The organism is Planotetraspora sp. GP83, from assembly GCF_041262585.1.
In the GTDB taxonomy this organism is placed as follows: domain Bacteria; phylum Actinomycetota; class Actinomycetes; order Streptosporangiales; family Streptosporangiaceae; genus JAOEGB01.
This window is the reverse complement of record NZ_JBGCBZ010000011.1, coordinates 147,608-173,366: the sequence shown is the minus strand read 5'-3', so window position 1 is coordinate 173,366 and position 25,759 is coordinate 147,608. Positions and strand designations below refer to the sequence as shown.

The 25,759-nt window shown below is 68.9% G+C and carries 20 protein-coding genes and 1 riboswitch; of the genes, 12 read left to right on the top strand and 8 right to left on the bottom strand.

From position 1 onward, the window contains the following. Positions 1-22 precede the first annotated feature (22 nt). Together ABH927_RS17710 and ABH927_RS17705 are read right to left on the bottom strand one after the other, a co-directional pair. Positions 23-784, bottom strand: a complete 762-nt coding sequence (locus ABH927_RS17710) for a hypothetical protein (protein WP_370022832.1) — start codon at positions 782-784, stop codon at positions 23-25. 114 nt (positions 785-898) lie between these two features. Continuing rightward, positions 899-1,507 carry a hypothetical protein gene (locus ABH927_RS17705; RefSeq protein WP_370022831.1) on the bottom strand — a complete coding sequence of 203 codons (609 nt, stop codon included), beginning with the start codon at positions 1,505-1,507 and terminating at the stop codon, positions 899-901. Positions 1,508-1,906: 399 nt separating this feature from the next. Here ABH927_RS17705 and ABH927_RS17700 point away from each other — a divergent pair, with 399 nt between their 5' ends. Together ABH927_RS17700 and ABH927_RS17695 are read left to right on the top strand one after the other, a co-directional pair. After that, positions 1,907-2,527 (top strand): hypothetical protein, encoded by a 621-nt coding sequence (locus ABH927_RS17700; protein ID WP_370022829.1) that lies wholly within the window; start codon positions 1,907-1,909, stop codon positions 2,525-2,527. Between the two features lie 153 nt (positions 2,528-2,680). Continuing rightward, positions 2,681-4,099: an alkaline phosphatase PhoX gene (locus ABH927_RS17695; RefSeq protein ID WP_370022827.1), complete on the top strand. Its 1,419-nt coding sequence runs from the start codon at positions 2,681-2,683 to the stop codon at positions 4,097-4,099. 171 nt (positions 4,100-4,270) lie between these two features. Here the strand turns inward: ABH927_RS17695 and ABH927_RS17690 are convergent, their stop codons facing one another. After that, positions 4,271-4,954, bottom strand: coding sequence for a hypothetical protein (locus ABH927_RS17690; protein ID WP_370022826.1), 684 nt, complete (start codon positions 4,952-4,954; stop codon positions 4,271-4,273). 629 nt (positions 4,955-5,583) lie between these two features. Between ABH927_RS17690 and ABH927_RS17685 the strand changes: the two genes are divergently transcribed. Continuing rightward, positions 5,584-6,216: an HNH endonuclease family protein gene (locus tag ABH927_RS17685; protein WP_370022824.1), complete on the top strand. Its 633-nt coding sequence runs from the start codon at positions 5,584-5,586 to the stop codon at positions 6,214-6,216. Between the two features lie 469 nt (positions 6,217-6,685). After that, a complete protein-coding gene (locus ABH927_RS17680) occupies positions 6,686-6,922 on the top strand; it encodes a hypothetical protein (protein ID WP_370022821.1) in 237 nt (78 codons plus the stop codon). A gap of 324 nt (positions 6,923-7,246) precedes the next feature. Here ABH927_RS17680 and ABH927_RS17675 read toward each other — a convergent pair whose 3' ends face one another. Next, the gene (locus ABH927_RS17675; RefSeq protein ID WP_370022819.1) at positions 7,247-7,573 is read right to left on the bottom strand and encodes an isoamylase early set domain-containing protein; all 327 of its coding nucleotides are present in this window, start codon (positions 7,571-7,573) and stop codon (positions 7,247-7,249) included. A gap of 502 nt (positions 7,574-8,075) precedes the next feature. Between ABH927_RS17675 and ABH927_RS17670 the strand changes: the two genes are divergently transcribed. Further along, positions 8,076-9,473 (top strand): wax ester/triacylglycerol synthase domain-containing protein, encoded by a 1,398-nt coding sequence (locus tag ABH927_RS17670; protein WP_370022817.1) that lies wholly within the window; start codon positions 8,076-8,078, stop codon positions 9,471-9,473. A 166-nt stretch (positions 9,474-9,639) separates the two neighbouring features. On the opposite strand, the gene ABH927_RS17665 is transcribed toward ABH927_RS17670, so the two are convergent. Further along, positions 9,640-11,844, bottom strand: coding sequence for an NACHT domain-containing protein (locus tag ABH927_RS17665; protein WP_370022815.1), 2,205 nt, complete (start codon positions 11,842-11,844; stop codon positions 9,640-9,642). A gap of 399 nt (positions 11,845-12,243) precedes the next feature. Between ABH927_RS17665 and ABH927_RS17660 the strand changes: the two genes are divergently transcribed. Then, positions 12,244-12,738, top strand: a complete 495-nt coding sequence (locus ABH927_RS17660) for a DUF1992 domain-containing protein (RefSeq protein ID WP_370022813.1) — start codon at positions 12,244-12,246, stop codon at positions 12,736-12,738. Between the two features lie 59 nt (positions 12,739-12,797). Here the strand turns inward: ABH927_RS17660 and ABH927_RS17655 are convergent, their stop codons facing one another. Continuing rightward, complete coding sequence (locus tag ABH927_RS17655) at positions 12,798-13,433, bottom strand: class I SAM-dependent methyltransferase (RefSeq protein WP_370022811.1); 636 nt, start codon at positions 13,431-13,433, stop codon at positions 12,798-12,800. A 124-nt stretch (positions 13,434-13,557) separates the two neighbouring features. Further along, entirely contained in the window at positions 13,558-15,915 is a 2,358-nt protein-coding gene (locus ABH927_RS17650) for a PQQ-dependent sugar dehydrogenase (RefSeq protein ID WP_370022809.1), read from the bottom strand. 306 nt (positions 15,916-16,221) lie between these two features. Here ABH927_RS17650 and ABH927_RS17645 point away from each other — a divergent pair, with 306 nt between their 5' ends. The 5 genes from ABH927_RS17645 (at position 16,222) to ABH927_RS17625 (ending at position 24,926) form a co-directional block, all read left to right on the top strand. Then, positions 16,222-17,043: a hypothetical protein gene (locus ABH927_RS17645; RefSeq protein ID WP_370022807.1), complete on the top strand. Its 822-nt coding sequence runs from the start codon at positions 16,222-16,224 to the stop codon at positions 17,041-17,043. Positions 17,044-17,292: 249 nt separating this feature from the next. Continuing rightward, positions 17,293-17,895, top strand: coding sequence for a hypothetical protein (locus ABH927_RS17640; RefSeq protein ID WP_370022806.1), 603 nt, complete (start codon positions 17,293-17,295; stop codon positions 17,893-17,895). Between the two features lie 69 nt (positions 17,896-17,964). Continuing rightward, positions 17,965-20,262 carry a LuxR C-terminal-related transcriptional regulator gene (locus ABH927_RS17635; RefSeq protein ID WP_370022804.1) on the top strand — a complete coding sequence of 766 codons (2,298 nt, stop codon included), beginning with the start codon at positions 17,965-17,967 and terminating at the stop codon, positions 20,260-20,262. Between the two features lie 246 nt (positions 20,263-20,508). Continuing rightward, positions 20,509-20,585, top strand: a riboswitch (S-adenosyl-L-homocysteine riboswitch). Between the two features lie 104 nt (positions 20,586-20,689). Continuing rightward, a complete protein-coding gene (metH, locus tag ABH927_RS17630; protein ID WP_370022953.1) occupies positions 20,690-24,283 on the top strand; it encodes a methionine synthase in 3,594 nt (1,197 codons plus the stop codon). Between the two features lie 391 nt (positions 24,284-24,674). Further along, positions 24,675-24,926, top strand: a complete 252-nt coding sequence (locus ABH927_RS17625; RefSeq protein WP_370022802.1) for a hypothetical protein — start codon at positions 24,675-24,677, stop codon at positions 24,924-24,926. A gap of 272 nt (positions 24,927-25,198) precedes the next feature. Here the strand turns inward: ABH927_RS17625 and ABH927_RS17620 are convergent, their stop codons facing one another. Further along, positions 25,199-25,372 carry a hypothetical protein gene (locus ABH927_RS17620; RefSeq protein ID WP_370022800.1) on the bottom strand — a complete coding sequence of 58 codons (174 nt, stop codon included), beginning with the start codon at positions 25,370-25,372 and terminating at the stop codon, positions 25,199-25,201. 86 nt (positions 25,373-25,458) lie between these two features. Here ABH927_RS17620 and ABH927_RS17615 point away from each other — a divergent pair, with 86 nt between their 5' ends. Further along, positions 25,459-25,590: a hypothetical protein gene (locus ABH927_RS17615; protein WP_370022799.1), complete on the top strand. Its 132-nt coding sequence runs from the start codon at positions 25,459-25,461 to the stop codon at positions 25,588-25,590. The last annotated feature ends 169 nt before the right edge of the window (positions 25,591-25,759 follow it).

The window sequence follows — 25,759 nt, the reverse complement described above, 5'->3', positions numbered from 1 at the left end:
ACGGCCGGGCCGCGGGGGATCCTCAGCCGTCCGACGACGGATCCGCGCCGGTCGTCTGGTGCGCGACGTTGGACGGCGGCCCGTAGTAGAAGGCCCGGACGCGGAAGGAGGCGTGCTTCTCCTCCGGCAGCGTGATCAGGCCGAAGGAGTTGACGTCCGGGTCGAGGACCGCGGCCACCCGGAAGTCCGGGCTACCCGCCGCCTTGACCTCGATGAGGTATCCCTCCTCGTCGCTCGCGTGATCCGTCCAGGTGAACTTGACGCCGTTGGCGTGCATGACCGTGGCCTTCAGGTCCGTGGGGGCCCCGGCCGCGGTGGTGCCGGTGTTCCGGATCGACTGCTTCGCCACTGGTCCCCCGGGAACCGTCCGGGGAGCCATCCAGCTGTGGTCCTTCTTCTGGATCTTCTTGGTCAGGGCGCCCTTCGGCATGGTCACCTGAATCGCCTGGGACGCCGGGCCGTAGACCGATCGGAGGCGGTAGTAGAAGGGCGTCTGCGGGATCAGATCCGGGTGGGTGAACGTCGTCTGCCGGGCCTGTAAGAACTCGATGATCGTCCATTGGCCCTGTGGCTCGGTCGCGAACTCGACGGTGCGTCCGACGGCCTCGGGGTCGTCCCCCTGCCAGGCCAGGGTGATGTCGACCGGCGAGACGAGCGTGGCCGTGAGCCGGATCGGCGTTGGCGCGGTGACCTTCCCCGCTGACGCGGGGGCCTCCGTCGGCGGCATGGCCTTCTCCGGCGGTGCGGTGGAGCAGCCGACCAGCCCGGCCAGGAGAAGCGACAACGTCAGGGATGGAACTTTCGCACTCAATGTCAGCCTCGCGTAGGGGGACGCGACCGCCCCGGCGGGCCGGTGAATCCGGCCGGGACGGTCGCAGAGGTGGTGCCTCCTGCGAGGCTACTTACGCCAGAACTGGACGTTGCTCCACTGGACCGTGATCGGCCCCTTGCCGCTGGCCGTACGGTAGGCCCCGAACTTGTCGTAGAAGCTGCCGCTGGGGCTGGACCTGCTGTACTTCAGCGACCCGTTGATGAAGACGCGGAGAGTCTTGCCGACCACGTGCACCGTGTTGACGCGGACCGTGGTGCCGACCGTCGCGCCGCTCGCGATCGTGGTGCCCCCCTCCACGGCGTAGAGCCGGCCGCCCTTCTCGACGCCGAGCAGGAAGAACGGGCCCCCGGCGAACGTCTGCTTCAGGCTGATCCGGCTGCCGCCCATGCTCGTGATGCGGAAGTACCCCTCGAACTGGCGCGAGCCGCTCGAGTACGTCTCGTACCGCCGCTCGGCCCGCTGGTCGCCGCTGGAGGTGGAGCAGGTGAGTGTGAAGGTGAGGTCGCTGACGTCGCCACACCCTCTCTCCTGGACGGAGAAGGTGGGGGAGTACGACGTCCAGCCGGTGCCGTCGACCGGGTCGGCCGACGCGGGGAGTGCGACCAGCGTGGCGAGGGGCAGCGCCGCCATGAGCGCGCCCGCGCACAATCGCGCCGGATGGGAGAGAGATCCCATGATTTCTCCTTGCGGTGGGGGGTGAGAAACCTTTAGTTAAGTTTCTTAATCAAGCAGCAGACCATCCGTTACTAGCGAAAGTCAAGAGAGTTCGGCTAGCAAGTTGACGCGGCCGGGCATGCGGGCCGGTGAGCCGGCACGGTGCCGTATGGTCCGGTTCATCTGCGGGAATGTGTCATTCCATCCGTGGAGCGGTCCGCGCGGGTCCCTGCGGGCCGTACGATCCATGGCTGCCCTCGCGGCGGGGCTGCTCGCGCCGCGCCTCGCTGGCTGGAGGCGGGTTTCTCGCTGACAGAACCGTTTCTCACAGCGGCGCTTGAAGGCAAGTGATTGGATGATTGCTGTCGGAGTCTTCGGCCCCCGGCCTCCTGACCGGGCCGCAGGTCGTACGGTTCAACCATGGGCTCGGATCGCGGTAACGGTCACGAACATCGGGGGAACGGCGGTGCGGGGCCGTCCGCGGCCGCCGCCTATGTGGGGGAGCGGCCGATCCTGGTCGAGGACGTCGAGGCGCGCGTGGACGCGTTACGGCGAGGGCCGCTCGCGGGGCGGCTCCCGCAGCCGGGAACCGCTGACGGGCGGAACCTGCGGCGGTGGGTCGTGCAGGTGATGACCCACGAAGCGGTGATCGAAACGGAGGCGGCCGCCCTGGGGGTGTCGGCGGAGCAGGAAAACGGAGGCAGGCAGGGTCTCACGTTGCCTGTGGCGTTGCGGATGGGCGGGGTCGCGGCGGCCGTGCTCGCGTCGATGCCGGTCGCCCGCGCCCTGCGCCGCCGGATCGGGCAGGAGATCGTCGTGCCGGTGGAGGAATGCCGGGCCTATCACGAGCGCAACCGCGATCTCTATGTCGAGCCGTACGAACAGGTCGGCGGCCTGATCGAGGCCGAGCTGCGCGAGGCGGCGGTGGATCGCGAGTTCAGCGCGTGGCTGGGCCGGCGGCACGCCGCTCTCGTACGGCTCATGCCCGGCTTCGAGCACCCCGCCGACCCCCGGCATCCCGACGCGACTCACCGGCATTAGGCCGCCGCGTGCGGCTTACCTTCAGCATTCGCGGAGCTGACGCGGATCGTTTGCCGGGCGTTCACTAATGTGATCGCATCGGGAGAGGAGCCGTTCACAGCGGGCGGCTTGGGTCCAGTCATACCTTCCGATATATAGCGAAAAGGTACTCCTGTGACTTCCTCCATCTCTCGCCGTGACCTCCTGCGTTCCGGTGCAGCGGGCGGCTTGGGCATCGCCATCATCGGCAGCATCGACGCGATCGCCGGCCCCGCCGCTGCTCAGACCGCGCAGGCCGGTCTCAAGGCCGTGGGGTACGGCCCGCTCGTCTCGGACCCGGCCGGCCTGCTCGCCCTCCCCAAGGGCTTCTCCTACAAGATCGTTGCTCAGGCCGGCAAGACGCTGCTGGAGACCGGGGAGCCGACTCCGAGCGACGCCGACGGCACCGGCTTCTTCCAGAGCCGCGACGGCTTCGCCCTGGTCAACAACCACGAGATCGGCGGCGGCGAGCCCTACGGCGTGCCAGCCCTGCCCGGCCTGACCTACGACCCGGGCGCGCACGGCGGAACCACCACCATCGACGTGGACAGGCACGGGAACCGCATCCGCGAGTACGTCAGCGTGGCGGGCACCCACAACAACTGCGCCGGTGGCATCACGCCGTGGGGCACGTGGCTGACCTGCGAGGAGACCGAGCAGCGGGCCGGCGGCGCCTTCCAGAAGAACCACGGGTACGTCTTCGAGGTGGACCCGTTCGACCGCAAGGCCAACATCGACCCGGTCCCGCTGAAGTTCCTCGGCCGGTTCTCCCACGAGGCCGTCGCGGTCGACCCGCGCACCTCGGCCATCTACGAGACCGAGGACGCCAGCGCCCCGCACGGGCTCTACTTCCGCTGGACCCCGCCGAAGAACTTCCGGGGCTGCAAGGGGGCGCTGCGCGCGCTCGCGCTCAGCCAGGGGGGCGACACCGCCGGCACCCTGCAGGCCATGAGCTGCTCCAAGGGCACCCGGCACATCGCCGACCTGTCGGAGGCCACCCAGGCAGGCACGAAGTACAAGGTGACGTGGGTCGACGTGCCGGACCGCGGCGCCGCGACCGTCTCCGTGCGCAACCAGCTCACCAACGACCAGGTGACCCGGGCCCGCAAGCTGGAGGGCGCCTGGTGGGCCGACGGCGGCGCCTACTTCGTGTCCAGCTACGCCCGCACCAGCGACGGCAGCGTCAACGAGCACGACGGTCAGGTGTGGTTCTACGACCCGAAGTCGGAGACCATCACCCTGAAGACGATTTTCGGAGTCAACCCGGACCCCGAGCAGGACACCAACTACGACGGGCCGGACAACATCACGGTCTCACCGTACGGCGGGATCATCCTGGCCGAGGACGGCGAGGGCCTGTCCCACCTGGTCGGCGTCACAAAGCACGGCACGGCCTACCCGATGGCCCGCAACGAGCTCAACGACAGCGAGTTCACCGGTCCGACCTTCAACGGGGACGGCAAGATCCTGTTCGCCAACATCCAGACGCCGGGCTACGTGCTCGCGATCACGGGTCCCTGGGGCCGGCCGGGCGACGGCCACGGCGCTCACTAATGGTGACCGCGTCTGACAGCCGCGTCTGAGAAGCGCGTGGCCACGCCGTCCTGCGCCGTTCAACGGGGCAGGATGGTGTGGCCGTCCGCGTCATTCAGGATCACGAGCCCGCCGGGCGCATCGGGCGTCTGGTCCGCTGGTCCGTGACGCCCGCTCGGCATCAGCGGCCTTTCATTTCCGCAGGCGAGCCTGGACGGCGGCCTTCTCCTCCTTCAGGATCGTGTCCGCCTCCTGCGTCAGCTCTCTCCGGAACAACGGCCTGTCCCGCAAGGTCAGGTGGTAATCCGTCCATGACGGCAACCCCTCGGCGACCGCCCGGGCATGGGCGGGAATCAGATTGTCGTACAGGTTGGTGTCGTAGTCGTCTCCCGGCTGGGCCGCGTACTCGCTCTGATAGAGGGTGACCAGCTTGTAGTACAGATCGATAAAAACTTCTCTCCGTATTGGGCCGAATATGACGGTCTGGCCGATTTCGGCGGCGCTGTCGAACGAGCTGTAGACGGTGATTTTGAGGTCGTCGCGGAGCTCGTACGGGTACGGATGCGGCTGCCCCGGATCCCATTTGCGCTGGCGCTGCAGGTTCTCCATCTGCTCGATCCCGGTCCGGCAGCCGGAGGCGACCCGCTTGTTGCTCCAGTAGACGTCGGGGCAGGCGGGACGCTCGGTGTAGACCCAGTCGACGACGTACTGGGCGGGATAGACCCCCTCCGAGATGAGCCGCTTGAGAAAGCCGTCGATGAACTGCTGCTCCGAGTGGCTGGCGTTGATCCGGACCTGGTGCTCGACGTACACGCCCACCGTCGTGTAGACGCCGATTCCCGTGCTGGCGAGCGTTTGCGTGGGATTCGGCGCCACGGGCGCGACACCTGGCCGAGGGATGAAATGAAATGTCGCGATATTGCGCTGCTTGGCGACATCGTTCTGAGTCCGCCACTCCAAGGCGTCATGCGAATAGCCGTCGGCCCCGTACTGTTCCGCCGAAAGCACAGCCTCGTAAACCACCGAAACTCCCCTCCCGCCCCGCCGATCGGCTCTGGACGCTATCGCCAAAACACACCGGTCGGAGAGAATCGTCAACCTCTCCAGGTCGAATTCCGTGGATCCGGTACGTTCAGGGAATCTCCAGAACGACATTTCCTTGGGTTCGTCCCTTTGTGAGACGGTCTGGGCCTCGGCTCTTCGGGCTGATCGTCCGCAGAGGTTACGGCTGGCCTGAATCGCCGCCCTGACCTGCGTTTACGAGATCTTCATGCGGCGTTCGGCAACCCGAACCGCCGTGTCGTGAGGCCGCGCTGCGCGTACTTGCAGGCCAGGTGAGCGGCCTGTCGAGTTACGGGCGATATGCCACAAATGCGGCAATTTCTACCGATCAAGACTCGACATTTCACCGGTTGTCAGCTTTAGCGACTCTCCGATCTGTCTGACTTCTCCGTCACCGCCCAGACCCCCCTCCTGGCCGGAGAAGCGGGCAGAAGGAGAGGCTCGTGAAACGAGTCTTCGCCGGGACGCTCGCCGCCCTCGTCACCGTCGTCCTCGCTCTCACGCTCACCGCCGGACCGGCCGGCGCGACCCCACCGAACATCCCGTCCGCCAGCACGGCCGCCTCCCGGCTCGCCGTGCTCACCGTCGCCTCCGAGAGCCACCAGTCCACCTACGACCGCGCCCTCTTCCCCCACTGGATCACTATCAGCGGCACCTGCGACACCCGCGAGACCGTGCTGAAGCGTGACGGCACAGGCGTCGTGACCAACTCCAGTTGCTCCGCCGTCTCCGGCAGTTGGTACAGCCCCTATGACGGCGCGACCTGGACGGCCGCGTCGGATGTCGACATCGACCACATGGTGCCCCTCGCCGAGGCGTGGCGCTCGGGCGCCTGGGCCTGGACCACCGCTCAGCGGCAGGCCTACGCCAACGACCTGGGCGGTCCCGAGCTGTGGGCCGTCACCGACAACGTCAACCAGGCCAAGGGAGACCAGGACCCCAGCACGTGGAAACCTTCGCTGAGCTCGTTCTGGTGCACCTACGCCCGCGCGTGGATCCAGGTGAAGTGGTACTACAACCTCACCCTGCAGAGCAGCGAGAAGTCCGCGCTGAACACCATGCTCGGCTACTGCTGATCTCCCGGATGGTGGGGCGGTATGCCGCCGTCACCCGTGACGGGTGAGATGCCCCATCTCAACTCGGCGCCGTCCATCCCCCTGAGGGGATGGGCGGCGCTTCACCAGCAAGGTTCCGGCCAGGATGGGGATCGCTGTCCTCAGCATGCCCTCATGACGCATCGGCCTGCGGGCCGGTTCAGGTCTTCTCTCCGTCATGTGTCTCACCGCTGCCGTCACGCCTCGTTCAGCGGCCCTATCCGGGGGCCTCTTGTCCGGTCATCTTGCATATGGAAGCGCTTTCTTCCCGCGATGTGCTCCCAGATGACCGGACAAGGATGATCGGTAACCGGCGCTGCCTCGCTCCCACGAGGACGGAGCCCAGGGTGCGCGTTGGATTCGGGGAGGCGGCCTGGCGGGGGCGCTCACCGGTTCGGCGCTCCCACCTGGGTAACATTCGCTACCTCACGCGAGGTTCGGGGAGATTCGCATGGAATTCGTGCAACGAGATGACGTCCGCAGGCTGCTCGGTTCCGCGGATCCGGACGCGGCGCTGACCCTTGTCGGCGGCAAGATCGTGATCGCTCCGGAGGCCGAGGCGGAGGGCCTTGTGATCGTGAGCCGCCGGGATCTGGAGCAGCGGCTCACGGGTGAGGACCTGAGCGATCACGACCTGGACGAGCTCGCCGACGCGCTGGACACCGTGGCCCGCGACCTCGGTGCCTGATCGTCCCGGCGTTCAGCCCTTCGGTAGAACGTTCAGCCCTTCGGTACAAAGGGCCGGAAGGGCTGGAAGGGGGCGGAGGGGCGCGATCCCGGCTGCGGCGTGGCTCTGACATATGAGGCCGGAACCGCATCGCCCTGACGGCGACACCTTCTTCGACGCTCATGGTGTGCGAGCCGGTGATCCAGCGCCCGCTCGTCCCCCCCGGCTGACAAGCCTGTCTCGAAAGCCTTCCGGGAGAAGCTTTCTGGAGAAGCCTTCCTGAAAGCCTTATGGAAGGACTTCCCTGGGAAAGGCCTTCCCGGGGAAGTCGTCACGCCGCCGGCGTCAGGCGCTCACGGCGAGGGGTTCGTCATCGGCCTCAACGCTCTGAGCGACGGGCCTGAGGTGGCCGCCGTGCTGGTCGTGGTAGTCGGCATCGACGTCGTCGAACCACACCCCGCCGTCGGCGAGGTAGCGGAAGCAGATGGGGCGGTCGGCCGGGACGGTGACGGTCAACTCGTAGGAGTCCCTCTTCACCTGCATCGGGTGGGCATAGGGATCCCAATCGTTGAAGTCACCCACCACGGACAGCCCGCCCGGGGCCTGATCGACCGGAACGCTGAAGGTCAGCTTGACCTGTCCGCTCTGTGCCTGCTTGCCTCGTTTGATCACGACGCCTCCTGGGATCGCTGGCGTGGCGGCTGAACGCGAGCAGGGCGACGCGGGACGCCGGCGTCAGGCCACGCGGGATGGCAACCGATGTATTCGGCCGTCCTTATTGGGCGGCCGCGTCCAGCACCTACCCCCCGCCGGGTGACGAAAATCTCCGCCGCGCTGAACCATGCCCTTGATCTACCGAATACGTCCGGTGATCCGGATCAACGGCTCGGGATTCACCCCGCGCTTTTGCCCGCCGGCGTTCTCCGCTGTGTTGTTCACCGTGTTGTCCGCCGTGTCTCGACCTCGCCGAGGCACACGCTGTCGAACAGGTCCTGGCGGGCCGGGTGGGCGCAGGCCCACGAGCCCGGTGAGGCGCCGTTTGCGGGGACCTTCGGCCCTGGGGCGGCGTCGAGCCCGGGGTTACGGTCACGGTGCCGGACTCGCGGACAGCTCGACGGTTCCACGGGTCCGGTACGAGAGCTGCGGATTGCCGGATGGACGTTGAGGTGCACGCATGGAAACCGACCCTTTGCCGCCGGGGGAGGCCGATTCCGCGGTTCGGCCGGTGATCGAGCGGGTCACCGCGACCGATCTGGCGGTGCTCGCGATGGGTTCGGCCGGGCCGGTTCCGATGCAGGTGGGCGCGGCTCTGGTCCTGGGCGCGGAGCGGGGCTTCGACGTGGCTGCCGCCACAGAGCTGATCGCCGACCGGATCCGGTCCGTCCCCCGATTGCGTCAGCGACTGATGCCGGCGCCACTGGGATGCGGCCGTCCGGTGTGGGTCGACGACGCGGCGTTCGATGTCAGCCTGCACGTGCGGACCGTGACCTGTCCGGCTCCGGGAGACGAACAGGCGCTTCTCGACGCCGCCACCGCCGTGGTCACCGAGCCGCTGCCGAGGTCTCGGCCGCTGTGGTCGGCGGTGTTCGTCACCGGCCTGGCCGACGGCGCGGTGGGGCTGGTCGTCGTCGTCGACCACGTGCTGGCCGACGGCCTCGGAGGGCTGGCCGTGCTCGCGAGCCTGGTCGATCAGTCGGCCCGCCCCGAGGCTCCGCCGTTCCCGAAGCGCCGGCCCTCCCCATCCGAACTCGCCGCCGACGCATTCCGGGGGCGGTTGCGGACGCTGTCCCGGCTGCCTCTGCTCTGGCGTGACACGCGGGCCGCGATGGGGGCGGCGGGCGGATTCAATCCGGCGCCCGCCGCTCGTTGCTCGCTGATCCAGCCGTCTGGACCACGGCGCCGGATGGCGGTGGTCCGCACCGATCTCGCCGCACTGCGGGCGGCCGCCCACCTGCACGGCGGGACGGTCAATGACGCCATATTGGCCGCGATCACCGGCGCCCTGCACAGGGTGCTGGAAGGCCGGGGCGAATCCGTCGAGGCGTTCTCTGTGACGGTGCCGGTTGCGGCACGCCGTACGGCCACCACCTCCGGGCTGGGGAACCAGGTCGGGCCGCTGCTGGTGAGCCTTCCCGGGGCGGGGGATCCGGGGCGGCGGTTGGCGCGCATCGCGGACGTCATCAGGAGCCGCAGGGGGTCGGTCGCAGCGCCGCCGGCTGTCTATCCGCTCGGGCCGTCGCTCCGGTTCGCGTCCAGGCTCGGCCTCTACCGCTGGTACATGAGGCACCAGCGGCGCCTCCACACGGTGGTGAGCAACGTGCGCGGCCCCGACCGGCCGCTCACCATCGCCGGGGCCACGATTCGCGCGATCATCCCGCTCTCGGTCTCCGAGACCGGGAACGTCACCGTGAGCTTCATCGCGCTGTCCTACGCCGGAACGCTGGCGATCACTGTCGTCGCCGACCCGGATCACCTGCCGGACCTGCCTGTCCTCACCGCCGCTCTGCGGGCCGAACTGGTCGCGCTGATCACGACGCCGGGCGAGACCGAGGCCTCGGCGCACCAGTGCTGACGGCTCGCCGACTGCATCGAGGGCACGCCGTGAACGCGGCGCCGTCAGGCTCGCCCCAGCCGCCCCGCCGCTGACATTCCACGGGCGATGCCACGGGCGGATCTGCCGGACCTTCGCCGGTATGGTCACCGATGGAGGGGGATTTCGCCCGGGGCGACACAGGGGGTCAGCCGCCCTGACGGTAGAGCTGGGTGAGGCGGTCCTGGAGCTTCTCGTGGCGGAACTGGTAGACCGGGCCCGCCTGACGGAGCAGGCCGACCCGGTGGGCGTCCTCCAGGAAGCTCATCAGCCGTAGTGGTGCCCGGTGCCGGAGGCGAAGCGTCGACACGGCGACGAAGTAGATGGAACTGGCGCCTGTGAACCCGAAGGTGAGGGTGAAGACGATCCCGCCCGCGATCCCGAAGGCCACTCCGGCCGCCACACCTCGCAGCAGCCCCGAGAATCCGCTCACCAGCGTTCCGGCGATTCCGAAGGCGAGGCCGAGCGCCACCCCGAACGCGAGGGATCGTCCGTACAGGAGTTGCAGGTCCCGCTGGAGCGTGATCAGCGGGGCCTGCGGCCGGTCGCTGGTCAAAGGGGTCGTCACCCACTTGTTCAGTCCGAGGGTGAGACCCCCCACAGTGCCGACGACCAGCCCGTAGAGAACGAAGTCTCCGGCCTGGGAGCTGATTCCGACGACCCGCCACAGCGCGAAGGCTGCGATCATGCCGACTGGGAGGACGATGGTCAGGCCGAGTGAGAGGCGTCCGGCCAGCTGCCCGACGTGGCCGCGCAGCCGCAGGTTCGCATAGGCCGGTTCGAGCGGATAGCCCTTCATCCGTTCGAGGATGAACCCTCCGGTGAGGCCGCCGACCAGCCCGCCCACCGGCCCGCCCGCCAGGCCGAAGAGGAGCGCGTCCCACAGGCTGCCCTCGTGCGGGCTCCGGAAGGCGACGATGGCGTCGCTGGTGAGCCCAACCGTCAGGCCGACGGTGAGCCCGACGGTCACACCGCCGATCAGGATGCTCCAGCGCCGGGACACCGCGCGGTGCAGATGCCACCACCGGAAGTCCCGGGCCTCGATCCCGGACATGTGATGGGCGACGAAGGAGAGCCAACGCCTGGCGTCGTCCGGGTCCCACGCGCGGCGCGGCCGGAACGGGTGGTCATGGTCGTGCGGGTCGTCGGGATCGTGCTCAGGCGGGGTGGCCGCGAAGGCGGCCTGGACGAGATTGTCGAGCAGGTGCTCGGTTATGGCGGCGGCCGTCGCAAAGCGCTCGGCGTCGCACAACTCGGAGGGGTCCGCGCGGGTCTCGATGTAGACCTTGCGCAGCAGCCACAGCGCGAGTGGTGTGGAGAGGGCTTCCGCGATCGGCCCCTCGGGATCTTTCGTGGCAGCCGACAGCACGCCGGACCAGTCGCGCTCCTGCCCGGATGACAGGCGGTCGCGAATGTACGCGATGACGTCGGAGCTCCTGACGGGACGGGGCTCGATGACCGCCCCGCCGGCCAGCACGTCGCTGCCCGGGAGGCTGACCGCGGTCTGATACTCCGAGGTGCGGCAGGTGAGGATCAGCCCTTCGGCGGCCGGGGTCGCGTTCAAGGCGGCGAGCACCCGCGGCCGCACCTGGTCGGGCAACTCGTCCAGACCGTCCAGGACCGGGAGGATTCGCTGGTGCGCGACGAGGCCGCGCGCCGCGTCGGGGCCGAAATCGGTGGCCCGGAGAGCGGGGTAGTTTTCCCGTAGCCGCCTGGCCAGCCACCTGTTCACGGGCTCGGCCGCCGGATCCCAGCCCGACATCGACAGCAGCACGGGGACCGGGTCGCCGGCCTGGGGATCCTCCAGCAGTTCCCGGAGCAGCAGCACGGCGAGCGTGGTCTTGCCCATGCCGGGCTCGCCGAGGATCACCAGGCGGCGCCGCGTGAGCTTACGGAAGCGCCCGGCCATCTCGGCCATCCGGTCGGTGCGGCCGTCGAACCGTACGCGGCCGAGGCCGAACCAGGAGCGAAGGGATCGCGGCCGATCGACGCGGTCGTCCTGATCCATGACGCCGAGGCCGGAGATCCGCCAGCGGACCGGCAGCGGGGCGGGTTCGTCCAGCTCCCTGATGAGGATCTCCTCGCGCCACTGAGCCCGCACGAGCGATCTCAGCGCCTGCTCGGCCCGGTCGACCTGCTCCGGCGTGCTCGCCCTGCCGGACTGCTGCCGCCGCCACGAGGCGATCACGGTGGGGATCAGCGTCAGGACCCCGAGGGCGACGCTGGCGAGTTGCGCCCAGTCGGTCGCCTTCTTGAACTCCGACAGCTCAGCCAGGACGTAACTGATCCCAGCGATGACCGCCACGCCGACGATCGGGACCGCGATACGTCGCCAGCCGGCCCAGCCTCTCATTCCCACATGGTGACAGCGCCAATGATCTATCTGACGAATTTGGCCGCATTTGGACAGCTACGCCGGGCCCCCTTCCGCCCCGCCCTTGCCGTGATCATGCACATGCTCCCGCACGCACCGTCCTACCTGGCGCTTTGTGTAGCGTGACCATGCATGACGAGGCCCGCTGGGGCTTTCGGCCACGCGGGCGAACGTGCTGAAGTTGTCCCGCAAGCAGTGTGATGTGCGGTCACCTCATGGCCCGAGCCGCTCGTCACTACCAGCGCCGTAGAGCAGCACTCGAGGGAACGCCACAGACCGGCCTGGACGCAGCGCCCTCGGTGACCGATCAGTCCCGGTAACGAGTTGCGTGGTTATGCTCGCAGTAGTCCCCCGTCCGGCGAACGTGGAGGCACACCCATGACCGAGCGAAAGCCACCGGGTGTCAGCTTTGAGACGTGGATAGACCGGCAGATCCGCGAGGCCGTCGAACGCGGCGAGTTCGACGATCTGCCCGGCGCGGGCAAGCCCCTTCCCGACCAGGGCAAGCCGTACGACGACATGTGGTGGATCAAGCAGAAGCTGCGCGCCGAGAACCTGTCCTTTCCCCTGCCCGCGACGCTCGCCCTCCGCAAGGAGGCAGAGGAGGCCCTCGCCATGGCGGCCGGAGCCAGGTCGGAGGCCGAGGTCCGGAGCATCGTGGCGGAGATCAACGAGAAGATCCTTGAGGGGACCAGGAAGGCGATGTCGGGCCCGCCGCTCAATCTGGCGCCCTTCGATGTCGAGGATGTCGTGCGCGACTGGAAGGAGCGGCAACCCGCGACCACCCCACGCGTGCCGTCGGCACCGGAACGGCGGCCCAAGAGGCGCTCCCTCTTCGCGCGGCTACGGGCGAAGCGCGACGCCGGAGGTTGAGCCGGTGGTCGCGCTGTGAACCACCTGTGGTGTCCAGGGTGCGACCTGCCCGTCAGGTCTCACCGTCGGGCCAGCCCGCGGGCGCAGAAGGAGATCGGGCTGCGGACGCCGGCGGGGAACAGGAACCGCTCCAGCTTCTCGATCGTGAAGCCGGCCGCCCTGATCTCCGCAGCGCTGTCCCGGCCCGTGTGGCAGCCCCCGGCGAGGCGCGGCCACACGGTGGCGTCCAGCAACCGCTGCACCCTCACCCGGCCGGGCGTGTCGGCGCGGACGTGTTCGAGGAAACGCAACTGCCCGCCGGGGACCAGCACCCGGTGTATCTCCATCAGCGCGGCGCCCGGGTCGGCCAGTGAGCACAGCACGAACGTCACGACCGCGGCGTCGAAGCGTCCCTCGGCCGCGGGCAGTTGTTCGGCCAGACCGCCGGTCACGTCGATCCGTACGGCAGCGCGTGTGGCGGCGAGGCGGGCGGTCGCGCGCAGCCGCGGCTCGGGCTCGATGGCGACCACACCCGTGACGGCCGGCGGGTATCGGGCGAAGTTGAGGCCGTTGCCCGCGCCGATCTCGATCACTCGCCCGGACAGCCCGGCCAGCAGCGCTCGGCGGTGCTCGGCCAGCCCGTGATGGTCCAGCACCTCACTGACACGGGTGTAGAACCGGGCGAAGACCGGATGGCTGATGCGACTCGTCGGCATGGCGTCCCCCTGTTCATCATCCGTCCGTTCACGGGAACCGGGGGCTCGGCCAGGTCGCCGGCCTCTCCCCGACCCTGGCCGATGAACAGGGGGTCAGGGAGAGGACACATTCCTCAGACGAGGATCACCAGGGCGCCTTGGTGACCATGAGGTACTGCAGCTTCACCTCGATGGGCGTCACCACCCGGTCGAGGAACATGAGGCTGTCCATCCGGCAGTTGCACGGGTTGCCTTCCCGGGTGTTCTGGGGGAAGCTCCCGCCGATCTTGATACCCCTCGGGTCGGTCGGCGAGGCGTAGTGCGGGCCCTCGCCTCCGATCTCCCACGGGTCGCCGGGGACGACGTAGAACCCGTCGATGGGCTCGCCGTTGCGGTACAGCTTCATCGTGCCCTTGTCGTAGTCGAACGTCGCGGTGAGGAACACCCACTCGTTGAGCGGCAGCAGCTTGTGCCAGTCCTCGTTGGCGGCGAACGTCTGAGAGGCGCCGCCGTCGACGCGCCGGCCCAGCGCCACCAGGCGCATCTCGTCGCCCACCTTGATGAGTTCCAGCAGGGCCCGTACGGCGTGGCCGTCGGAGTCTCCACTGAGGAGGCCGACGAGCCCGATCGCGCCGTAGGTGGCGCCCGGGGTCGCGCTGCCGGGGTTGGGGCTGGGGTTCTGCCCGGTCATCTTGACCCATCCCATGATGGTCGCGCCCTTGACCCCGTTGAAGGCGTGGAGGCTGGGGACGCCGGTCGCCGAGTAGACGCCCGCCTTCCAGTCGTCGTTGCCCCCCTTCACGGTGGGATTGACCTGCTGCGTCTGGAGCGCCGAGTTGCTTCCGGGATAGGCGCCGTCCTTCACGCGCATCGCGGCCCCGCCGTTGACGAGCGTGATGGCCGTGCCGGATGAGCCCTGGTCGAGCTCCACGCCGGTGCTCGCCACGAAGGGGTGCTCGAAGTCGTAGAACGCGATCAGGTTGCGATTGAGAGTGGGGAGCACATCGGGGGTCGGGGGCACCAGGCGCGTGCCGGTGACCTTCCAGATCTTGCCGTTGGCCTTCGCGAGCAGGTAGAGCTCGCCCGCGAGATCCGTGCCGATGCGCAGGTCGACTCGGGCGTCACCGGCCAGGTCGCGCATGGTGACCCGCCTGCCCTCGGGGTCGAAGATCTTCAGCTCGTAGATCGTGGCCAGCCGCCCGTCCTTGCGGTGCATCTCGCCGGCGTTCGCGTAGAAGACGCGACCGTCCACGAGGTCGGCGAACACGTACTTGCCCTGCAGGCCCGGCAGGCGGTGTCCCCGGTAGACGAAGCCGCCGCTGATCGCGTGGCCGCTGTCGCGCGTGCAGGGCCAGCCCGCCGGCGGGTCGTGGTCGTACGCCGCCACGGGGTAGGTGTAGCCGTTCTTCTCGTCGTCGGGCGGCAGCGGGTAGAGGTGGCACCGGTCGTTCTTGTCGAAGACGAACGGGCCTTCCCGCTCACTCCAGCCGAGGTTGTCGCCGGCCCGGACTTCGTAGACCGCCTCGATGGCGTGCTCGCCGATGTGGCCGAGGAACAGCCGGTTCCCCGCGCGGGCGTCCCAGCTGAAGCGGTGGGGGTCGCGCATGCCGTACGCGTAGATCTCGCCGAGGGCGCCGGCCTTGTTCACGAACGGGTTCGACCGAGGCACGCCGTACTTGCCGTTGGCGCTGCTCCGGCCCATCGGGTCGATCCGCAGGATCTTGCCGAACGGCACGCTGAGGTCCTGCGGGACGTTGCTCGACACGCCGAGGCCGCCGTCCCCGGCCGCCAGGTAGAGCAGGCCGTAGTCCTCGTCGCCCCGCTTCGCCGCCGGGTTGAAGTCGATCTGCTGGACGGCGTGGGTCAGTCCGGCGAATCCGAGCCGCAGCACCTCACGGTGGGTTCCCTTGAAGGTGTTCGCGGACGGGTCCTCCGCCGTCCATTCGGTCACCACGCTGTGGAGGATCGGGTTCGGCTGGGTCCAGTCCGGTGTCTTCGCCTGCAGCGCGTCGAACGCCTCGGTGTGGACCGTGTAGAAGATGCCGTTCTTCGCGAACTCCGGGTGGAAGGTCACGAACCCGAAGCCGCTGCCGAGGCCCCGGCCGGAGAAGAAGTCAGGCCCCGCTTCCGCCCGCACGTCGAGGTACGGCTGGGGCGCCCCGCCGTTGAGGATGTACATCGTGCCGTTGAGGTCGGGGACGAACTTACGCCCTGACCCGTCGGGGATCTCGCCCAGATAGTTGATCCGGGCCTGCCGCATCAGCCGCCGGTCGGTCGGCGGCGGGACAGGCTCTGACTTCGGGAAACCGGCGAACTCGGCGAGTGTCAAGCCGAAGGTGGACGGGACGGGGTCCTGGGGGATCGGGTCGGTGACGGGGGCGTCGGCCTGTGTCGTCGTGGGAGTGTCTGTTTGTGAGGTCGTGGGGGTGCGGGATTCCCCGGCCGCGTCCGGCGTCCGCGCGAGCGCCTGTGGCGCGGCCAGCACGGCCACCAGGAGAAACACGGCCGGGAGGACTAACGATCTGCGTTTCGGGAGCAACCTTCTGGGCTTCGACAAGGAGAACCCTCCATCCGCCGGGGTCGCGACAGCACGCGGGAAAGCGCTTTCGTCGAAAGTAAACTGGCGGGCGGGGCGTGGCAACAGTCACAGCCGAGATCCGCTGACTGTGCGTGTAAGGTCTCGGCCGGTGTCGACGCGCGGCGTCTTTACATCGAGGGCGAACGGCACTTGACAGTGCCACGCAGAAATATAGGCTTCGCCGGAAGTGGTCTCGAAAGCGCTTTCCGTCGATGCCGAGGAGACGATCCGATGCGGTCGGCCCGCGTTCTCCACAGATTCGTGTCCCTTTCCCTGGTCGTGGCGGCAGGCGTCGTGGCCGTCGCCGGTGAGCGGCCCTACCGCGCGGCCGCCGAGGTCTCGCCGTCGAGCGGCGCAGGCTCGGTCGCGGGGTTGAGCGGCGCAGGCTCGGTCGCGGGGTGCCGCATCGGGCGAACTCGGGTGAGCGGCGTGACGGCGGTCTCCGACTGGGCGCCCGTGACGCCGGCGAAGTGGCGGTTTCCGGGATCGGAGGTCGTCCTCGCCGAGGCCGGAACCCCTCAGCCCGGCCCGCGCCGGCCGTACGAGTACGCGGTCCTCACGCGGGGCCCGGAGTTCGGGTCGGTGCAGATCGACGCCGAGGTCAGGCTCGACACCCCCGTGGAGATCACCAATCGTGATGTGATCATCGTGTTCGGGTACCGGTCGCCCACGCAGTTCTACTACGCGCACCTTTCAACGGATAACACGATTTATCCGCACAATGGGATCTTCGTGGTAGACAACGCCGACCGCCTGCGTCTGGACGATCAGTGGAACGGCAAGGTGGGGGCCCCGCCCGCCATCACCGACGCCGAGTTCCACAAGGTCCGGGTCCGGCGGTGCGCCACGACTGGTGAGATCGCCGTCTACGTCGACGGGGCATCCACGCCGTTGATGACCGCGACGGACAAGCGGTTCGAGTCGGGCCGCGTCGGGTTCGGCTCCTTCGACAACATAGGCCGGATGCGCGGCCTCACCGTCACCGGAACCTGCCACCACGACCGCTCGCGCGGCTCATTCGACGACGATCAGCCCGCGAGCGATCGGACCTGATCAGCCGGCGGAGCCTTCACCACGCTTGTTCCCCGTGCCCGACGCGGGTGCGGGGCGGTGAACATCTCCCGTCACGTTCCGTGCGGGGCGTTCCGAGGTCGCCCCGCGGCCACCTGGCGGACATCCGGTGGGTATTGGCGATCATCGCCGGGAGGATCATCATCGAGATCAAGGCGTTCAGGCCCGCCGCTACGAGCGGGTCCACGCGGACGCCACCCCTCCTGATCTCGCAGCGTGAGGAGCCCCCCAGTGACTGCCATCGCCGCCATCGTCCAGGACGGCCGCGTCTACATGGCCGGCGACTCGGCCGGGTCCTGTGGCTGGGACATCCGCCTGCGCTCCGACCCGAAAGTCTTCCTCAACGGCCCCTACGTGTTCGGCTTCACCAGCAGCTACCGCATGGGGCAGCTTCTCCATTACGCGTTCACCCCGCCCGAGCCTCCCGCCGAGGGCGACCTGCACGCCTTCATGGTCACCAACTTCGTGGACGCCGTCCGCGCGTGCCTGAAGGAGGGCGGCTACGCCCGTAAGGAGTCCGAACAGGAGTCCGGCGGCACATTCCTCGTCGGTGTGTCCGGGCGGCTCTTCGAGATCGAGGACGACTACCAGGTGGGGGAGTCCGCTGACGGGTTCGCCGCCGTCGGGGGCGGAGCGGCCCTCGCGCTCGGCGCCCTCCATGCGACCGCCGACCTCGGCATGGAGCCCAGCGAACGGCTCCAGCGCGCTCTGGCGGCGGCGGAGCGCTTCAACAACGGCGTCCGCGGCCCATTCGTCTACGCGGTCGGCGCCACGGACATCGCTGATCACCACACCACGGGAGAGGCCACGCGGGGGGATTCGGCCCGGTCATAGCATGGGTTTATCGGTTCGTTATAAAGCGTGGTGATCGATCCATTGCTTGAGCCGGGCGCGAGGCGAGGGATGAACGCGACAGTCAGTTCTCCGGAGCGGCGGCGGTTGCGCGGTGGTGGGCTGCCGGTCGAGGGCACGAGCTTCGTGGGGCGTCGGCAGGAGGTGGCCGACGTCAAGCGGATGCTGTCCGGGGCCCGGATGGTGACCTTGACGGGTGCGGGCGGGGTCGGCAAGACCCGGCTGGCCGCGCACGTCGCCGGTGACGTACGGCGGGCGTTCCCCGATGGCGTGTGGCTGGTCGAGCTGGCGGAGCTCGCCACTCCGGAGTTGCTCGTGCAGACACTGACCGAGGTGCTGGAGATCCGCGCTCTTTCGGCGCGGCCGCAGTTGGAGGCGGTGGTCGAGCACCTGCGCGACAAGCGGGCGTTGGTGGTGCTGGACAACTGCGAGCATCTCCTGCCCGCCTGCGCGATGATCACCGAGCGGTTGCTGCGGTCGGCTCCGGGGCTGCGAATCCTGGTGACCAGCAGGCAGCCGCTGGGGGTCTCCTGCGAGCGGATGCTTCCGGTCCCGGCGTTGGCCGACAGCGACGCGGTCCGGCTGTTCACCGAGCGGGCGCGGGCGGTGCTGCCGGATTTCGCGGTGACCGTCGACAATCGGGAGGCGGTCGAGCGGATCTGCCGGCGGCTGGACGGGATTCCGCTGGCGATCGAGCTGGCGGCGGTGCGGTTGCGGGTGTTGTCGGCGCAGCAGTTGCTCGACCGGCTCGACGACCGGTTCCGGCTGCTCACAGGCGGCTCTCGGGCGGCGTTGCCGCGGCATCAGACGCTGCGGGCGCTGATCGACTGGAGCTACGGCCTGTGCGGCGACCAGGAGCGGCTGCTGTGGGCGCGGGCGTCGGTGTTCTCCGGAGGGCTGGACCTGGAGGCGGCCGAACGGGTCTGCGCCGGTGACGGTGTCCGTCGCGAGGAGATCGCGGACCTGGTGAGCGCCCTGATGGACAAATCCATCCTGGTCCGCGAGGAACACCCCACCGGAGTCCGTTACCGGATGCTGGAGACCATCCGCCAGTTCGGCCAGGACCGGCTGCGGGAGTCCGGGACGGAGCGGGAGCTGCGGCGCCGGTACCGCGACTACTACCGGTGGCTGGCGGCCGAGGGGCGCGAGCGGGTCTTCGGCGCCTCACAGGTGGCCTGGGCCACCCGGCTGAAGGTCGAGCATCCCAACCTGCGTGCGGCCCTGGAGCACTGCTTCGCCGACCCGCGAGAGGTCCGGACGGGTCTGGACATGGCCGGCGACCTCCTCTATCACTGGATCACCAGCTACTACCTCGGTGAGGGACGCCGCCTGCTCGACCGGGGGCTCGCCACCGCGACCGAACCGAGCGAGGTCAGAGCGCGGGCTCTGTGGGTCGACAGCTGGCTGGCGATCGTGCAGGCCGACATCGCCTCCGCAGAGAGGATGCTGGAGGAGAGCCGTGTCCTCGGGGAACGGCTGGGGCTGCCGTCCGTCCGGGCGTACGTCGCGCTCTTCTCCGGGATGATCGCCATGCACCGCAGAGAGGCCGAATCGGCGGTCGCGCTCTATGAGGAGGCGGTGGATCTGCACCGCGCGGCGGAAGACCCCGTCGGCCTCGCGCTCGCCCTCATCCGCCTGTCTCTCGCCCACTCCTTCCGGGGCGACCTGCCGCGCGCCATCTCCCTCGGCGAGGAATGCCTCAGGCTGTGCGACGCCCATGAGGAGAGCTCGCACCGGGCGTGGGCGATGATGGCGCTGGGAATCGCGGTCTGGAGCCAGGGCCACAACCACCGCGCGGCCCTGCTGGAGAAGGAGAGCCTGCGGTTCAACCGTTCACTCGGCGACCCACTGGGCATGGGGCTCAACCTGGAGGCGCTGGCCTGGATCGCCGCCGGCGAGGGCCGATATCAACGCGCGGCGTCGCTGCTGGGAGTCCTCCAGACCCTCTGGAAGGCGATCGGCGCCCCGCTGTCCGGATACGGCCTGGCCGGCTATCACGACCGATGTACGGCACGAACCCGTCAGGCGCTCGGCGAATCCGCCTTCCGCGCAGCCCTGACGAAAGGCGCCGAGCTGCTCTTCGAGACGGCGCTCGAGTACGCCCTCCGAGACTCCGAGCCGGTCGATGAGCCCGTTGACAGGGTCGCGCGCCACACGCCACTGACCCGCCGGGAGACGGAGATCGCCCAGCTCGTCGCCGAGGGACGGAGCAACAAGGACATCGCGGCCTCCCTCACGATCGCCCAGCGCACGGCCGAGGGCCACATCGAACACATCCTGACGAAACTCGGCTTCCACTCCCGCACCGAGATCGCCGACTGGATGCGGGAGCGGAGCAGGACCGGCTGACGTCGCTCCGCCGAGGTCGGGGCGACCCGTCAGCCCAGCTCGGAGCCGTCGGCGGCGAAAGCGTGGAGCTGGGCCCGGGTGGTGATCCCCAGCTTGGGCAGCGGATCAGCGGATGGCGGAAGGACGGGCCGGACTCGTCGCGGCTGACCAGCCCGGCACGCTCGGCCGCCGGCGTGAGGCCACCGAGTCCAACTGAAGCACGATGGGACAAGCCGACACTGGGAATGGCCCTTGTATCCTTGGTATCAAGCCGAGAGGCGCTGCGACGGGCCCGAGGTCCGCCACGCTCGGCCAGGACTGTTCCCCAAGGGCGCCTTCCGTAACGGAAGGTGGTCCAGTGGACAGGTCTTCGAACGGCGAGCACGGACGCGGCACCCTCCGGGAGGCGCCCGGTGCCGGCGCGGCCGGTCGCGGTAAGGCTCCGGCTCTGCGAGAGCTGCTGGACCAGCGGGTTCTGGTGCTCGACGGGGGCTGGGGAACGATGCTGCAGGGCGCCGGGCTGACCGCGGCGGACTATCGGGGCGACCGGTTCCGCGACCATCCGCGTGACGTGACCGGTGACCCGGACCTGCTGAATCTGACCCGGCCGGATCTCGTGCTCGACGTGCACCGGCGATATCTGGCGGCGGGCGCGGACATCACCACGACGAACACGTTCACCGCGACGAGCATCGGCCAGTCGGACTACCTGCTTCAGCCGTTCGTGCGGGAGATGAACCTGCGGGGCGCCCAGTTGGCGCGGCAGGCCGCGGACGAGGCCGGCGGGCGTTTCGTCGCCGGCTCGATCGGGCCGCTGAACGTCACGCTGTCGCTGTCCCCGCGGGTGGAGGATCCGGCGTACCGCGCGGTGTCGTTCGACGAGGTCCGCGCCGCGTACACAGAGCAGATCGAGGCGCTGGCCGAGGGCGGGGTCGACCTGCTGCTGATCGAGACGATCTTCGACACGCTCAACGCGAAGGCCGCGATCGCCGCCGCGCGGGATGTGGCCCCGCACCTGCCGCTGTGGATTTCGCTGTTCATCGACCTGAGCGGCCGTACGCTGTCGGGGCAGACCGTCGAGGCGTTCTGGAACGCGATCGAACACGCCAACCCGCTGGTGGTCGGCGTCAACTGCTCGCTGGGCGCGGAGGAGATGCGCCCGCACGTGGCCGAGTTGTCGCGGCTCGCGGGCGTCTACACGGCGTCTCATCCCAACGCCGGGCTGCCCAACGCGTTCGGCGGCTACGACCAGCAACCCGACGAGACCGCACGGCTGCTCCGCGAGTTCGCCGGATCAGGGATGGTCAACATCGTCGGCGGGTGCTGCGGGACGACTCCGGCGCATATCGAGCGGATCGCGGCCGCCGTGTCCGGCCTCCGGCCGCGCCCGCTGCCGGCGCCCTCGGCGCGTACGAGATTCAGCGGGCTGGAGCCCTTCGAGATCGGCCCGGACACCGGATTCGTCATGATCGGGGAGCGGACCAACGTCACGGGGTCGGCGCGTTTCCGGCGCCTGGTCGAGTCGGGCGACTACCAGGCCGCCGTCGACGTCGCGCTGGAGCAGGTTCGCGGCGGGGCCAACGTGCTCGATGTCAACATGGACGCCGACCTGCTCGACAGCGAGCAGGCCATGACCACGTTCCTGAACCTGATCGCGACCGAGCCGGAGGTCGCCCGCATCCCGATCATGATCGACAGTTCGCGGTGGAGCGTGCTGGAGGCCGGGCTCAAGTGCGTGCAGGGCAAGGGCGTGGTCAACTCGATCAGCCTCAAGGAGGGCGAGGGCCCGTTCCTGGAGCAGGCCTCGCGCATCCGCGACTACGGCGCGGGCGTGGTCGTCATGGCGTTCGACGAGCAGGGACAGGCCGACACCGTCGAGCGCAAGGTGTCGATCTGCGCCCGCGCCTATGACCTGCTCACCCAGCGGGCCGGATTCGCCGCCGAGGACATCGTGTTCGACCCCAACGTGCTCGCGGTCGCCACCGGCATCGCCGAGCACAACGGCTACGCGAAGGCGTTCATCGACGCGCTGCCGCTGATCAAGCAACGCTGCCCCGGAGCGCGGACCAGCGGTGGCATCTCCAACCTGTCGTTCTCCTTCCGCGGCAACGACGTCGTACGCGAGGCGATGCACTCGGCGTTCCTCTTCCACGCCGTGCGCGCCGGCCTTGACATGGGCATCGTCAACGCGGGGCAACTCGCGGTCTATGAGGACATCCCGGCAGACCTGCTCGAACTCGTCGAGGACGTGCTGTTCGACCGCCGCGCCGACGCCACCGACCGGCTCGTCACGTTCGCCGAGACGGTGAGCGGCACGGGCACCCGCCGTACGGTGGACCTGTCCTGGCGTGAGGCGCCGGTCGAGCAGCGCCTGGCGTACGCGCTGGTGCACGGCATCGTGGACTTCATCGAGTCCGACACCGAAGAAGCCCGTCTGCGGGCGGCCCGTCCACTCGACGTCATCGAGGGCCCGCTGATGGACGGCATGAAGACCGTCGGCGACCTGTTCGGCGCGGGCAAGATGTTCCTGCCGCAGGTGGTCAAGAGCGCGCGGGTGATGAAGCGCGCCGTCGCCCATCTCGAGCCCTATATGGAGGCCGACAAGGAGCGGGCGAGGCTGGAAGGCCGCGCCGACATCAGCCGGGGCAACGGCAAGGTGGTGCTCGCCACCGTCAAGGGCGACGTGCACGACATCGGCAAGAACATCGTGGGCGTCGTTCTCGGCTGCAACAACTACGAGGTCATCGACCTCGGTGTCATGGTCCCCGCCGCCGTCATCCTCGACACGGCCATCGCCGAAGGCGCCGACGCCGTGGGCCTGTCAGGGCTGATCACCCCGTCGCTGGACGAGATGGTCACCGTCGCCGCCGAGATGAAGCGCCGCGGGCTGAAGCTTCCCCTGCTGATCGGCGGTGCCACGACGTCACGCCAGCACACCGCGGTTCGCATCGCCCCCGTCTACGACGGCACCTCGGTGCACGTGCTGGACGCGTCCCGCGTCGTCGGCGTGGTCGCGGACCTGCTCGACGCCGACCGGGCCGAGGAACTGGCCGTGAGCAACCGCGCCGAGCAGGAGCGCCTTCGCGAGCAGCACGCCACCAGAGAGCGGCGCCCCCTGCTGTCTCTGGCGCAAGCTCGCGACAACCGTGAGCAGGTGCCGTTCGATGACCTGGCGGTCCCCGCCTTCACCGGTGTGCGCCTCGTCCAGCCGGATCTCGACGCCCTCCGCGCGATGATCGACTGGCAGTTCTTCTTCCTGGCCTGGGAACTGAAGGGCAAGTACCCGGCGATCCTCGACCAGCCGGCGGCCCGGGAGCTCTACGACGAGGCGAACGTCCTGCTCGACCAGATCATCGCGGATGGATCCCTCCGCGCCCGAGGCGCCTACGGCTTCTGGCCCGCCCACTCCGAGGGCGACGACATCGTGATCACTGACTACCGCGGCGACCTCCGCCTCCCGATGCTGCGCCAGCAGACGGCCAAGCCCGCGGGCCGCCCCAACCGATGCCTGGCGGACTACGTCGCCCCGGCCGGGGATCACGTCGGCGGATTCGCCGTGGCGGTCCACGGTGCTGAAGATCTCGCCCACGCCTTCGAGACGCGACACGACGACTACCGGGCGATCATGGTCAAAGCCCTGGCCGACCGCCTCGCCGAGGCGTTCGCCGAGCACATCCACCTGCAGGCGCGGCGCGCCTGGTACGAGCCGGACGCCGTCCCCTCCCTCGAGGACCTGCACGCCGAGCGCTTCCGCGGCATCCGCCCCGCCTTCGGCTACCCCGCGAGCCCGGACCACAGCCAGAAGCGGGATCTGTTCGACCTGCTCGACGCCAAGCGGCTCGACATGGACCTGACCGAATCCTTCGCGATGACCCCCGCCGCCAGCGTCAGCGGCCTGCTCTTCGCTCACCCGTCGTCGCGGTACTTCACTGTGGGACGCATCGGCCAGGATCAGGCTGAGGACTATGCCCGCCGGCGAGGCGTCCCCCTCTCCGAAGTCGAGCGCTGGCTACGTCCCAACCTCGCCTACGACCCCCGGTAACCCGAATCCCTCCTCGAACCTGCTCAGCCGGGTGCGGGCGGCGCGGTAGGCGGAGGCCGGCGCGTCGTTGCTGGCCGCGGTCTGCCGCATGGTGTGGACCAGGCGCCTGAGCTTGGCATGCTTTGCGAAAGACGCAGCGGTTGATCAGGGACGACCAGATCATCACGACGATCTCGGGGCCGAGGGCGGTAAAGCGCCAGGTCAGAACCCTGATGGGGGTACGAGCCAGGCTGGTCGATCAAGGACGCTCCAGCAGCCGAGACCGAAACCGGCCCCGACCACGTCCAGGTCCGCCGCTTCCCTGAAACATCACCACTGGTATCCGGCTATGCGCGGACTTGGCGGGAACACCCACCTGAACCGGTTCCGCCCTTACCGCAAGGAGAATCCTATGACCATGGACGCTCCCACCGGGCTGCTCTACTTACTGAGCGTTGGCAAGGAAAAGGAACTCATCCTCCGTGTGCACGGCACGATGCCTACAGCAGAGGAACTGGTCACCTGGATGGAGCAGGGCAGCGTGGTGCCTCTCCAGATCTCTCACGAGGGGGAGCCGGGCACCTTCACTTACGTGGTCAACTTCACGCACGTTGTCGGAGCCCGGCTCGCTCCCTACACGTCGACCCGAATCAGCAGCTTCTGAGCGCCCCGGAGCCACCCACGGGCCGGGAATCGCGATGACATGGGGTGATGGACATGTCCGCGATTCGTCCGGTCGGCCGTTGCGGCCGAAGATCTTGATCATGCGGGCGGGAGCCGTACCGAATCCATCGCGAATCAATTCAGTCTGAATATCGTTTCCGGGCAACCCGCGCGATGAGGACGGCTATGACAGCTGGACATTCCGGGCCGCTCCTTGAGGGGCTCGGCGTCTCCTGGGACGACGAATTTCTGTACCGGTCGCTGCTGACCAGGTCAGACTCCACCATGTCGGCGCTGGCGGCGGCAGTCGAAGGGCATGACGTACGGCGCCGCGCCGTACCAGCCTCTGGCCAGGGGTGGCCCCACTGGCCGACCGAGCGGCCGCGACGAGACCGCGCCGCCGATGGCCATGGCCGCGGTCATCGCGCCGACGAGGAGTCGTTTCACAGGTTCTCCATTCCAGGTGTACGGCCTGCGCCGCGCGAGCCGATCACGTGGCGCAGGCAGTACAGGGGTCAGGGAAGGGCGCGGACGTGGGCGCCGACGTTGTTCGAGGAGGCGGCCCGGCCCTCGCCTTCCAGCTCCTGCTGTGCCCGATGCTCGACGACCGCCACCTGACACCCGCCGCCGAACGCGTCGCCGCGCTGCGCCGCGCACTCCTGTGATCCCGCGCCGGCCCCGAAGCAGCCGTCGCATCTCACCGCCCGGCACCTGCCGCAGGCTGACCCTTGTCGTCCGCGCCCGTCCGTGGGGTCTGAACCGTCAGTAGCGGTTCTCGGCCGTCCTTCGTCGAATTGCGATGATTGACTCCTGCGCTGAGCTCATCGGGAGATG